This is a genomic window from Micromonospora phytophila, from assembly GCF_023656545.1.
GTDB lineage: Bacteria > Actinomycetota > Actinomycetes > Mycobacteriales > Micromonosporaceae > Micromonospora > Micromonospora phytophila.
Window position 1 is genome coordinate 1 of the sequence record NZ_JAMOKF010000154.1, and the last position, 12,195, is coordinate 12,195.

Consider the following 12,195-nt stretch of genomic DNA (forward strand, 5'->3'; position numbering starts at 1 on the left):
GTCCAGCAGCGCCCGCGAGCTGGCCCGGACCATGCTGGCCCAGTTGGTACGCCAGACGTCCAGCTCGGTCAGCGGGCGCACCCACGGCTTCGCCCGGCACGCCGGGTCGGTCAGGTTCGCCGCCCCGACGCGGCGCAGGTAGTTGTTGTAGCCGGCGACGAAGCCGCGGACCTGGTCGCGCACGTCGTCGGACGGGGAGTGCAGCCCGTCGTGAGGGCCGTCGAGCAGCCGCTCGACCGTGCGGTCGTCGATCGCCTTGCGGAAGAACAGATCGCTGCGCACGTTCGCGTCCGTCGGCCCGGTCACCCCGAGGAAGCGGGACCGTTCGGCGTTGACCGTCACCACCTTCTCGGCGATCACGCAGAGGTTGTCCTCGGCCTGCACGTAGCCGACGCCGAAGCCGAGGCTGGCGAAGTTACGGGCGGTGATGTGCGGGACCCCGTACGAGGCCCGGCGGATCTCCGCCGAGTAGCCGCCGTCGCGGTGGTGCCCGGCGGCGGGGGCGGGGCCGACGCCCAACCCCGAGACGACCAACCCCAGGGCGGCGACCGCCGCGCCGAGGCGAACAGGTGTACCTGTCACCGCGCATCCTCCCCCGTCGCGGCCCCGGACGTCGTCGTCCGGAGACATCCACGCTGATCGGCATTCTCGCCCCTGACCCGCCCCCGCGTACACCCCGCACCACGGATCAGCGGGGCGGGTTTGGAGGTGGCCGCATCCGGGCGGACGGGCTGTGGTCAGTGGGCAGTGGAGGCGTTGGCGTGACCGACTGCTCGTCAGGCGAGGTCGCGGTCCACCTCATGGTGGCTCCACCACGTTGGCCGGTGCTTTCGGCGCTTTCCTCCGACCCGCGTGAGCAGCAACCAGTTGCCGTTGAGCACCAGCGCCGCGTCTTCCGTCCTGCCGTCCAGAACATTCGCCACCGTCGCCAGCATGTGGGGAATGCCCCTGTCGGCCAGGACGTCCTTGCGCATGTAGAAGTCGACGTCCACGTAGGTCTCCGGTTCCCACACCCACAGCGAGCCGTCGTCGTCCTCCGCGTCGTAGTAGCCGTGGATGCCGGAGGTGACATCCACGACGTATCCGCGCTCCTCGTTGAGCGCGGCGCTCAGCATCCGGTTGCCAGACGTGGTTCGCGTCTCCGTGGCGCCCGGAGCGGCGAGTTCAGCCACCTGGCCCAGGGGGATGTCACCAGCCAGGGTCAACCGGAACTCGACGGCCATCTCCGCAGCCTCCTCAATCCCGCCTCAGGATCTGCACGATCACACCGCCGCGTGTCACCGCCACCAGTTCCTTGAGACTCGGTATGGGCCAGTCGTCGAACTGTTTCCGCAGGGCGGCGAGTTCTCCACGCCAATCCTCCAGGTTCAGCACCACGCGTTGAGTCTGTCCCTTGCCCACCTTCACAGAGACCTCGCCCCAGACCCCTCGCAGGGGTTTGCGCGGACCAGGAGCGTAGCAATCGAAGACGTGGCCTTCGATCAAGAAATCCGCCGCCTTCTCGGGCTTGCCGGTGTCGCCGGTCTTGAGCCTGGCTTCGGCGATCTCCGACGGCGTGGGGTTCTGGTGGACCCGGTAACCCTGGTCGGCGACCGTGTCGGCGCACTCGTTCTCCAGTTCCAGTGAACGCCGCATTTCATCGTCCTGCTTGGCGGGATCCTGGTTCGCGGTCCGGTGGGTGAACCGCCCGGAACGCCGGTGGGACGCCTGCTCCACGGTTGCCCCGCGTCGTCGGCGGCGTCGCCCGCGTCGGGCGTCGGCGGGCTGGGGTCGCCGGTGGCGGCAGGGTTGGGGCTGGTCGGTGCGGCACCGCCAACCCCGCTCAGTTTCCCGACGAACCCAGTTGCCGCGCCTCGGCGATCGCCGCCTCGACGGACTGCCGGGCGGTGCCGGTGCGCTGGACCACCAGCACCAGGACCTGCCTGATGCTCTCCACCGCCGCCAGCATCGCCCCCGGCTGCCCGCCCCGCAGGATCACAGCGACGAGCTGCTGCGCCTCACCCACCTGGGCGACGACCCCGGCCGCCGCGTCGCGGGCGCCGCCGACCGCGCTCTGCACCGGGGTCAGCCTGGCGATCGTCTCCTGCGCGCTGGCCTCGTGGGGCACGGCGGCGGTCGCCGTCGTCGCCTCGCCGATCGACGTGGCGAGCGCACCCAGGCCGCCCTGGATTCCCGACAGGGCGGCGCGCACCCGGACCATGCCCGCCGCGACGGCGGCGAATCCGGCGGCGGCGGCGCGCAGCGCGATCTCCTGCGCCTGGTTGTCGGCGGCGGCGGTCAGCCCCCGGGCCCGTTCGACGCCGGTCGTCAGCGCCCGCAGGTCACCGGTGATCTTCTCGATGTGCGACACGTGGCCGACGTCCCCGATCGACGATGGTGGAGGTGTTCGGGAGCCGAAACTACCGGGCAGGGCCCGGGGGCCACCAGACGTCGGGAGCAGCCGCGGCGCCGGCCCGGATGGCGGCCACGCTCAGGTGCGGCAAGAGGGCGCCGTCCACGCCGAGCCCCCGGAACTGCTGGAAGACCCCGGCGGTGGCCGGACGGGTACGGGCCGCGGGCCGGGCGCGGGGCAGGAAGCCGCGGGCGGCCCGTGCCCTGCGCCGGCTTTCGCCGTACGGGGCGGTCACCGGCTGGGTAACGTCAGTCACAGCCCGTGGCGTCGTCGCCGCCGGGCACCCGCGGCGAGGGGGTGAGCGTCGGTGACCGGCACGGGCAGCCGCCTCCCGGTGGTGATCGGGGTCGACATCGGCACCACCAGCACCAAGGCGGTCGCGTACGACGTCGAGGGCCGGCAGCTCGCCCACCACGCGGTCGGCTATCCGCTCGACGAGCCGCAGCCCGGCTACGCCGAGCAGGACCCGCAGCTGATCTACTTCGCCGTGCTGGAGTCGATCCGCACGGTGGTGGCGGAGCTGGGCGGGCCGATAGCCGGGCTCTCCTTCAGCACCGCGATGCACAGCCTGATCGGGCTGGACAGCGACGGCCACCCGCTCACCCCGTCGGTCACCTGGGCCGACTCCCGGGCCAGCCGGCAGGCCGAACGGCTGCGGGCGATCCCCTCCGGGCTGGCGCTGCACCGCCGCACCGGCACCCCGGTGCACCCGATGGCCCCGCTGCCCAAGCTGCTCTGGTTCGCCGAGCAGGAACCGAAGTTCTTCGGTCAGGTGGCGTACTGGGTGGGCATCAAGGAGTGGGTGCTGCTGCGGCTCTGCGAGGCGCTGATGACCGACCACTCCGTCGCCTCGGCCACCGGCCTGATGGACATCCACCAGCTCTCGTGGGACGAGGAGGCGCTCGGCATCGCCGGCATCACCGAGGACCAGCTTGCCGAGTTGGTGCCCACCACCACCGTGCTGCCCGGCCTCACCGCGGAGGCCGCCGCGGCGGTCGGGCTGCCCCTCGACACGAAGGTGGTGGTCGGGGCCGGCGACGGGCCGCTGGCGAACCTGGGGCTCGGCGCGGTCGCGCCCGGCGTGATGGCCTGCTCGATCGGCACGAGCGGCGCGCTGCGGGTGATGGTGGAAACTCCCGGTGTGGACCCGCTCGGCGGGGTGTTCTGCTACGCGTTGACCGAGCAGCGCTGGGTGGTCGGCGGCGCGATCAACAACGGTGGCGCCGTGCTCGGCTGGGCCGGCGACGCCCTCGCCCCGGAGCTCGGTGAGGACGCCGAGGAGGAGCTGCTCGCGCTGGCCGCGACCGCCCCGGTCGGCTCCGGTGGGCTGATCATGCTGCCGTACCTGCTCAGCGAGCGGGCCCCGCACTGGAGCGCGCTGCCGCGCGGGGCGTACGTGGGGCTGACCCACGGGCACCGCCGCGCGCACCTGGTGCGGGCCGCCCTGGAGGGCGTCTGCCAGCAGTTGGCGCTGGTGCTCGCCGCGGTGCGGGCCGCCGGCAACGAGATCCGGGAGATCCGGGCCAGCGGTGGCTTCGCCCGCAGCCCGTTGTGGCGGCAGATCCTCGCCGACGTGCTCGGCTTGCCGGTGCGCTTCCCCGCCAGCCACGAGGGTTCCGGCTTCGGCGCGGCGCTGCTCGGCATGCAGGCCCTGGGGCTGATCACCTCGATCGACGTCGCCGCCGACCTGGTGAAGATCGAGGAGACCGTACGCCCCGACCCGGCGGCCGCCGCCACCTACGCGGCGCTGCTGCCGCTCTTCGCCGAGCTGTACGACGCGCTGGTCCCGACGTTCACCTCGCTGCGCCGGCTCGCCCCGGGCCTGCCGCCGCAACCGCCGCCGTCGCCTCCGCCCCTGTGAGCCGGTGACCGTCCACCTCCCTGTCCCGGGCACTGAAGAAGATCGTGATGGTCGTGTCCGTTCCCGCCGCACCGGCCGAACCCCTCACCACCGCCGGCGACGCGCAGCGGCGTGCTCGTGCCCGACCTGCTGCTGTAGGCGTCGGCGTCAGGGGGCCTCGACGCCGGAGATGCGGTAGCGGTGCACCTCGGCGCCGCGGATGGCCACCTGCTGTTCCTCCGACGGGCCGGAGCCGCGGAAGTCGAGCAGCTGCGCGTCGGAGTCCCACCGCTCGTAGACGTTGATCCGGCCCGGCTCCACCAGATCCGCGCTGATGGTGAAGTCGACGCAACCGGGCGCCGAACGGGCCTGGCGGACCACCTCCACACAGGAGGTCAGGTAGGCGTCCCGCTCCTGCGGGTCGACGTAGAGACTGCCGGCGACGATGAGCACTGGTCCTCCCAGGACGGTCGGTGACGGGTACCCCCGTGATACTCCCCCGTTGCGACAGTCCCGGCCGGCGAAGCGGCCCTCACCTGCACTTCCACGGACGTCGATTCTTGCGTACGCTGACCCGAAATCGAGCGGCGACGACGCCGCGGAAGGCCGGGGGTGACCCATGCGGTCGGTGCTGTCGAGACGGACACGGTTTCGGATAGTCGGCGTGGTCACCGCGGTCGCCGCGCTGACGGCCGCCACGACGTTGGTGCACCTGGCCGGCGACCCACCCCTGCGCCCCACCGGGTTCGAGCAGGACGAGAACCCGGCCGAGCCCGCCGAGTGGATGTGGTTGCAGCGGGCCAACGCGGACGGCTCCATCCCGCCGACCGCGTACCAGGAGGCGCTGGCGAGCACCCGGAAGCTGGAGAGCGACACCCGCCGCGGCGCGCCGCAGCTGTCGGAGGCGCAGTGGCGGCCGCTCGGCCCGAGCAACATCGGCGGGCGCCTGATCGACGTGGTGCTCGACCCGACGACCCCGGGCACGGTGTACGTGGCGGCCGGCACCGGCGGGGTGTGGAAGAGCACCGACGGCGGCGCCACGCTGGCCAGCGCCTGGTCCGACGACCTGCCCCAGTCGATGGGCGCGCTGGCGGTCGCACCCGACGGGACCCTCTACGCGGGCACCGGCGAGCCCGACCACGGCGGCGGCGGCTCGTACTACGGAACCGGCGTCTACCGCTCGACGGACGGCGGCGCGACCTGGGTCAGCCTCGGGTTGACCGACACCGGCGCGATTGGCCGGATCAGGATCGACCCCACCGACCCGCGGCGGATCCTCGTCGCCGCGCAGGGGCGGCTCTTCGACACCGGCGGGGACCGCGGCGTGTACCTGTCGACGGACGGCGGGTCGACCTGGCGGCAGGTGCTCGACGGCCTGAACGACTCCACCGGCGCGATCGACCTCGCCATCAACTCCGGCGATCCCGACATCATCCTCGCGGCCATGTGGGACAAGCTGCGCTATCCCGACGCCCGCGAGTACGGCGGGCCCGGCTCCGGGGTCTACCGGTCGAGCGACGGCGGTGAGACCTGGTCGCGCGTCGGGGCGCCGCTGCCGACCTCCGAGAGCGAGCCCGGCCGCATCGGGGTGGCGTTCGCGCAGGACGACCCGAGCCGCGCCTACGCCATCACCAACGACCTGGTCGGCAACCTGACCGGCTTCTTCGTCTCGAACGACGCGGGCGCGACCTGGACCCGGCCGCTGACCGGCGAGGCCGGCCTCGACGCCGGGGACGGTGGGTTCGCCTGGTGGTTCGCCCGGCTCTGGGTCGACCCCGACGACGCCGACCACGTCTTCTCCGCCGGGGTGCCGATGATGGAGTCGCACGACGGCGGCCTCACCTGGGTCCCCGGGCGGGGCATCCACGTCGACCAGCACGCCATGGCCTGGGACCCGCACACCGAGGACCGGGTGTACGTCGGCAACGACGGCGGGCTGTACTGGTCGGCGCAGAACGGCAACGTCATCGGGGCGTGGACCGCCGCCTCCGTCCAGCCGTACATGCAGTTCTACGCGATCGACGTCAGCGCGCAGGACGTGTCGCGCGTCTCCGGCGGCACCCAGGACAACGGGTCGCTGCGGTCCTGGGGCGCAGCCGACTGGAACCTGTACCGCGGCGGCGACGGGATGATGAACCGCATCAACCCGGTCGACCAGAACAACGTGTTCGCCTGCTCGCAGAACGGCGGGTGCGCCCGCTCCGACAACGGCGGCGACACGATGACCTCCATCCGGGCGCGCTTCGCGGGGACCCGGTTCAACTGGGTGTCGCCGCTGGAGATCGCCCCCGGGGCACCCGACACGGTGTACTTCGGGTCCAACGTCCTCAACCGCTCCGACGACCGGGGCCGCACCTGGCGCGCGGTGAGCCCCGACCTGACCGGCGGGCCCACGCCGCGCAACGCGACGTCGTACGCGACCATCACGACCATCGGCATCGCCCCGACCGACTCCGACGTCGTCTACGTCGGGACCGACGACGGCCGGCTGTGGGTGACCAGGAACGGCGGCGGCGCTTGGACCCGGCTGACCGACCCCGACCTGCCCGACCGGTGGGTCACCCGGGTCACCGTCGACCCGGAGAACGCCGACGTGGCGTGGGTGACGTACTCCGGGTTCCGGTGGGAGAGCGAGACGCAGCCGCACGTGCTGATGACCACCGACGGCGGCGCGACCTGGACGGACATCTCCGGCAACCTGCCGCAGGCACCGGTCAACGACGTGATCCGGCACCCGACGCACCGCGGCTGGCTCTACGTCGGCACCGACATGGGGGTCTTCTTCAGCCCGAACCTGGGTCGCACCTGGCTGAAGGTCGGGGAGAGCTTCCCCGCCGTCCCCGTCATGGACGTGCACTTCCACACCGGGACGAAGACGCTGTTCGCGGCGACGTTCGGCCGCGGCGTGTACCAGGCCTCCATCGCCGAGTAGGAGTGGACACCGTCCGTGCTCCCGGCCGGCAGGAAGGCCGGCCGGGAGCACGGACAAGGTGCCAACACCGTTCTCAGGCGCGGTTGATCGCGTTGACGTGGATGGCCTCGCTCAGGTACGCCGCCATCCCCGGCCGGATCCGCTCGAAGTACGCGGTGAACCGCTCGTCCGCCACGTACATGTCCGCCAGCCCGGTGTGGATCTCGTACGAGCACTCGTAGAACCAGCGGCTGATGAGCTGCCGGTGCTCCTCGGCCAACTCCGTCGCCGCCGGGCTGCCCGCCGGCGCGCCGGAGGCCATCACCTCGGCCAGCCGCCGTCCCCAGTCCTCGTTCTCGGCCTTGTTCCGCAGCCAGTCGTCCTTGCTGTAGCGGGCGACGCGGCGGTTCGACTCCTCGTACGCCGCGCTGCCGCCCCACCGCTGCTCGGCCTCCTCGGCGTGCGCGTCGGGGTCGAAGTCGCCGAAGACCTCGAACCGCTCCCGCGGGGTGAGTGGGATGTTCAACTTTCTCGCCTCCATCGCGAACTCGATCGCCGTGACCATCTCCTGCAGCTTCGTGATCCGTCCGCTCAGCAGCTCGTGCTGGCGGCGCAGGTGCGCCGCCGGGTCACTCGCCGGGTCGTCGAGGATCGCGGCGATCTCCTCCAGCGGGAACCCCAGCTCCCGGTAGTAGCGGATGTGCTGCAACCGCTCCAGGTCGTCATCGTCGTACCGTCGGTAACCGGCGCTGCTGCGACCACTGGGCGAGAGCAGAGCGATCTCGTCGTAGTGGTGCAGCGTGCGCACGGTCACCCCGGCCGCCTTCGCCACCTGTCCCACCGTGTACGCCATGGTTTCCCTCCCTTCCGGAAACCAGGCTCCCGCCTGCCGTTACGGGAGGGTCAAGCCTGATTGTGCGACCCCGGTCACCCCGCGACCCACCATTCGGACCGCGACCCACCGGGCGCCGGACCGCCCGGCCGGCCCGGTGGAGCTGCCTGCAGGAACGGGGCGGACACCGGAGCGGGCAGACGCCGAAGGGGGGCGCATGGACGGGGCAGTTCCCCAGCGCTCAGCCGACGGTGGCGCCCACCGCGGCGGGCCGGCCCGGCCGGCCGTAGAGGTAGCCCTGGCCCCGGGGGCAGCCGATGGCGGCCACCGCCGCGTGCTGCCGCTCGGTCTCCACGCCCTCGGCGACCACCGACAGCTCGAACGCCCCGGCCAGCCGGGTCACCATCTCCACCGTCGCGTACGCCCGGGAGTCGTCGTCGAGCCGGGCCACGAAGGAACGGTCGATCTTCAGTTCGGTGGCCGGGATGCGGTGCAGGTAGCTCAGCGACGAGTAGCCGGTGCCGAAGTCGTCGATGGAGATCCGGATGCCCAGCTCGCGGAGCTGGCGCAGCCGCTCCAGCACCGTCTCGCTCCCCTCGATCAGCGCCGACTCGGTCAGCTCCAGGGTGAGCGCCCCCGGGGCCAGCCCGGCGGTCGCGGTGGCCGCGGTGACCGTGGCGATCAGGTCCGGCCGGCGAAGGTGCGCCGCGGCGATGTTCACCGACACGGTGGTCTCGGGCACCCGGTCCCGCCAGGTCGCCGCGGCCCGGCACGCCTCGTGGATCACCCAGCGGTCGATCGGCAGGATCAGCCCGGTCTCCTCCGCCAGCGGCAGGAACCGCCCCGGGTACAGCGTTCCCAGCCGGGGATGCCGCCAGCGCACCAGCGCCTCGGCGCTGCGCACCGTCCCGGTGACGAGGTCCACGATCGGCTGGAACTCCAGGTGCAGCTGCCCTTCGTCGACCGCGCGACGCAGGTCGGCGATCAGCTCCGCCCGGGTCACCGCGGACTCGCGCAGCCCCGCCGTGCAGCTGCGGTACGCGGACTTGCCGGCGGCCTTGGCCGCGTACATGGCGATGTCGGCGTCGCGCAGCAGGTCGGAGTGCGAGGCGTGCTGCGGCCCGTACTCCGCGATGCCGATGCTGGCCGAGGGGTGCACCCCCACGTCCTCCTCGTCCGGCGAGGGTTCCAGCGCGGTGAGCAGCCGCTGGGCCAGCCGCTCGGGCGAGACCCGGCGGTCGCGTTCGACCAGCACCGCGAACTCGTCGCCGCCGAGCCGGGCGACGGTGCCGTGGCCGTCCACCGCCGCGCGCATCCTCTCGGCGACACCGGTCAGCAGGATGTCCCCCATGGCGTGCCCGAAGCGGTCGTTGACCTGCTTGAACCCGTCCAGGTCGAGCAGCAGCACGGCGACCGGCGTGTCGTCGCGCAGCGCCAGGCGCAGCCGCCGGAGGAACATCAGCCGGTTCGGCAGTCCGGTGAGCTGGTCGGTGTAGGCGAGCCGCCGCAGCCGGGCCACCAGCCGCAGGTTCTCGTTGGCGGCCAGCCCCTGCCGTACCGCCAGCGCGGCGAGCAGCGCCATCATGCCGACGAAGATCAGCTGCGGGGTCTGCCCGGTCGGCCGGCGGGCCAGCACCACGGCGACGATCGCCCCGCCGACCGGCAGGTACGGCAGCGCCACCCGCCACCACGGCGGCAGCGGCGACTCGGCGGTGTCGTCGCCGCCCTCCTGGTCCGGCGGCGGCGGGTACCGGGTGGCCGCGCCGACCAGCAGATAGCTCAACGGCCAGCAGAGGTCGATCGGATGACCGGCGGTGTAGCCGCCATGGGCGACGAGCGACACGTACCCGGCGTCGGCCACGGCGCGGAGGGTGAGGCTCGCCCCGATCAGCGTCATCGGCCGCCACACCGGGCGGCCCCGGCCGGCGACCGCGACCAGGATGGTCAGCTGCATCAGGTCGAGCATCGGGTAGAGCAGCCCGAGGGTGCGCAGCGGATCGGCGAGGTCCGCCGCGGCGACGCCGCGGAACACCAGCACCCACCCGATCGGGACGAGCGCCAGCCCGACGATCAGTCCGTCGAGGACGGTCCGGGCCCGCCCGACCGTGGTGTGCGGGGCGGAGTGGGCGCAGAGCAGCGCGGCGGTGCCGGTGATCAGCCCGGCGATGAAGAGTGCCCCGATCAGCGGCGTGTGCGGCAGGTCGCCGCCGGCCAGCCGCTGCACCGTCCACACCGCACGCCCGAGGGCGGCGAGCGCCATCGTCGCGGCCAGCAACGCCCAGAACCGGCGCAGCGGGGTGGGGTGCCGGCGGGCCACGGCGAGACAGGCGAGGGCGGCCCACCCGGCCACGAGCATCGCACCGAGGTCGCTGACCAGGGCGGCGCCGGGCAGCGCGGCCAGCAGCCACGCCCCTTCCAGCGCGACGACCACGGCGGCGACGGCCAGGCCCGCCCGGGCGCCGCGGACCGGCGAGGCGGTCTCCCCGGCGGCCTGCTCGACGTCCTGTGGCGACACGTGATCGCTCCGGCTCTCTCTTCGTGCGTGCACCCTCGACGGCGAGGACCGGTTCGGCAAAGCCCGGAAAGCCTAGCCAGAGACGTGCGGATCCCGCCAGGGGCCGGACGGCGCGGGTCGCCGGCCGCCGGTCAGGGCCGTCCCGGGCACCGGTAGCGGCTGGTCAGGACGGTCGCTCCGTCAGGACCAGTCCTCCGTCGGGACCGCGTCGCCGCCCGAGCCCGACCCGGCCGACGTGGCGCCGCCCGAGGTGGCCGCGGCAGCCGGCGGGCCGCCGTGGGTCCACGGCGTCTCCTCGACCGCCGGGAACGCCCCCGCCGGCATGAACCCGTCCGACAGCGTGGTGTAGCAGAGCCGCTCCCCCACCTCCGGCACGCTGCCCGGCGGGGCGGTCAACCCCCGACCCATCCCGCCGGAGAGCTCCAGCACCACCTCGGTCTTCCCCTCCGCCGCCGGAACCACGAAGACCACCTTCGCTTTCTGCGCCGGTCGGGTCGGCGAGAACAGCGTCGCGCCCACCGGCGCCAGCACCGGTTCGGTGGTGACCAGCTGGATCCGGGGCCGCAGCACCGGGCGCTTACCGGTGTCGTCCACCCGCTTCGGATCGGCCAGGGTCACCTCGCCGACGAACGCCTCACCGGTCAGCCGGTGCTCCGCCATGACGAGCGGATCGTCGTAGGCGCGCTGCACGGCGTACGAGGTCAGGGCACGTTCCAGCCGGTGCAGCCGCTGGGCGGCGGCCACCGCGCCGTCGCGGCGGGGCTGCGGCCCACCGCCGGAGTCGACGTGCTCGGCGTAGCCGGTGAAGGCGTCCCGGTCGCCGTCCCACCGGCCGGCCACCCGGGCGCCGGGCGGCAGGGCGCGCAGCAACCCCACGCCGCGCCACATCAGCTCCCAGGTGGGCGCCACCTGGTCGCGCAGCAACCGCTCCAGCTCCGCGTACGCCCCGGGGCGCGCGACCGGGTCGTCCTGCGCCCCCGCGTACGCCGCGATCGCCGGGGCGAGCCGGTGGTTGTCGAAGTCCGGGTCGGTGGCCGGCCCGGCCGGCGGGCAGAGCGCCCGGTCCTCGGCCCGGGCCGCCGCCTCGACGCCGGTGAGCCCGGGCGGCGGGTCGATCCAGCCGAGCAGCGCCGGCAGGTGCAGGTCCTCCACCGCGCTCTGCCCGGTGGCCCAGTGCAGGGTCAGCGCGTCGGTCATCGCCAGCAGCGCCGACGAGCCGGGATGCTCGGCCCGCTCGGCGAAGAAGGTCAGCCAGCGGCCGAGCAGCGGCACCGACGGGTGCACCGGGTACTCGCCGTCGGGCCGGCGGAACCGGGTGGAGCGGCCGAGCAGCCGCAGAAAGGTGATCCCCGCCGGGTTCGGCACCAGCAGCTGCGGGGCGTCGACGTACCGGTGGCGCACGTCCTTACCCCGGTCCACCGGCACCGCCTCGGAGACGCCCCGGAACCCGTCCAGGTACGGCAGCACAATCGCGGCCAGCTCGGCGGCGAACGCGAAGCGCTGGTCCCGGTTGCGGGGCTGCGGCACGATCAGCAGCCGCGCCTCGTCGGGTGCGGAGCCGACCAGCGCCGCGAGCGGGGCGTTGGCCTCGCCGGCCATGGCCAGCGGCAGCAGCACCAGCGGCCGCTCCGACAGGTGCAGGTGGCGCACGGTGGCCACCGGCTGGGCCGCCCCGGCGGCGAGGGCCTGCGCCTTGGCCAGGGCG

Annotated in this window: 11 protein-coding genes; 2 read left to right on the forward strand and 9 right to left on the reverse strand. The window is 73.4% G+C overall.

Features of this window, described 5'->3' with window-relative positions:
• From NCC78_RS18460 to NCC78_RS18480, 5 genes are all read right to left on the reverse strand, one after another.
• The coding region (locus NCC78_RS18460; RefSeq protein WP_250795889.1) for a penicillin acylase family protein at positions 1–582 on the reverse strand (582 nt) is incomplete at its 3' end.
• Positions 583–776: 194 nt separating this feature from the next.
• Entirely contained in the window at positions 777–1,223 is a 447-nt protein-coding gene (locus tag NCC78_RS18465; protein WP_250795890.1) for a SitI3 family protein, read from the reverse strand.
• A gap of 13 nt (positions 1,224–1,236) precedes the next feature.
• Positions 1,237–1,635 (reverse strand): CdiA C-terminal domain-containing protein, encoded by a 399-nt coding sequence (locus NCC78_RS18470; protein ID WP_250795900.1) that lies wholly within the window; start codon positions 1,633–1,635, stop codon positions 1,237–1,239.
• A 187-nt stretch (positions 1,636–1,822) separates the two neighbouring features.
• A complete protein-coding gene (locus tag NCC78_RS18475; protein ID WP_250795891.1) occupies positions 1,823–2,350 on the reverse strand; it encodes a DUF6244 family protein in 528 nt (175 codons plus the stop codon).
• Positions 2,351–2,399: 49 nt separating this feature from the next.
• Positions 2,400–2,648, reverse strand: a complete 249-nt coding sequence (locus NCC78_RS18480) for a hypothetical protein (RefSeq protein WP_250795892.1) — start codon at positions 2,646–2,648, stop codon at positions 2,400–2,402.
• A gap of 51 nt (positions 2,649–2,699) precedes the next feature.
• On the opposite strand from NCC78_RS18480, the gene NCC78_RS18485 reads away from it, so the two are divergent.
• Positions 2,700–4,253 (forward strand): gluconokinase, encoded by a 1,554-nt coding sequence (locus NCC78_RS18485; protein WP_250795893.1) that lies wholly within the window; start codon positions 2,700–2,702, stop codon positions 4,251–4,253.
• Positions 4,254–4,400: 147 nt separating this feature from the next.
• On the opposite strand, the gene NCC78_RS18490 is transcribed toward NCC78_RS18485, so the two are convergent.
• On the reverse strand, positions 4,401–4,685 hold the full coding sequence (locus tag NCC78_RS18490; RefSeq protein WP_250795895.1) for a putative quinol monooxygenase: 285 nt from the start codon (positions 4,683–4,685) through the stop codon (positions 4,401–4,403).
• Between the two features lie 211 nt (positions 4,686–4,896).
• Here NCC78_RS18490 and NCC78_RS18495 point away from each other — a divergent pair, with 211 nt between their 5' ends.
• Positions 4,897–7,164, forward strand: a complete 2,268-nt coding sequence (locus NCC78_RS18495; RefSeq protein ID WP_250795896.1) for a WD40/YVTN/BNR-like repeat-containing protein — start codon at positions 4,897–4,899, stop codon at positions 7,162–7,164.
• Between the two features lie 73 nt (positions 7,165–7,237).
• Here NCC78_RS18495 and NCC78_RS18500 read toward each other — a convergent pair whose 3' ends face one another.
• From NCC78_RS18500 to NCC78_RS18510, 3 genes are all read right to left on the reverse strand, one after another.
• On the reverse strand, positions 7,238–7,996 hold the full coding sequence (locus tag NCC78_RS18500) for a MerR family transcriptional regulator (protein ID WP_250795897.1): 759 nt from the start codon (positions 7,994–7,996) through the stop codon (positions 7,238–7,240).
• A gap of 220 nt (positions 7,997–8,216) precedes the next feature.
• Positions 8,217–10,490 (reverse strand): putative bifunctional diguanylate cyclase/phosphodiesterase, encoded by a 2,274-nt coding sequence (locus NCC78_RS18505; protein WP_250795898.1) that lies wholly within the window; start codon positions 10,488–10,490, stop codon positions 8,217–8,219.
• Between the two features lie 180 nt (positions 10,491–10,670).
• A partial coding sequence (locus tag NCC78_RS18510) for a hypothetical protein (RefSeq protein WP_250795899.1) occupies positions 10,671–12,195 on the reverse strand: 1,525 nt, incomplete at its 5' end.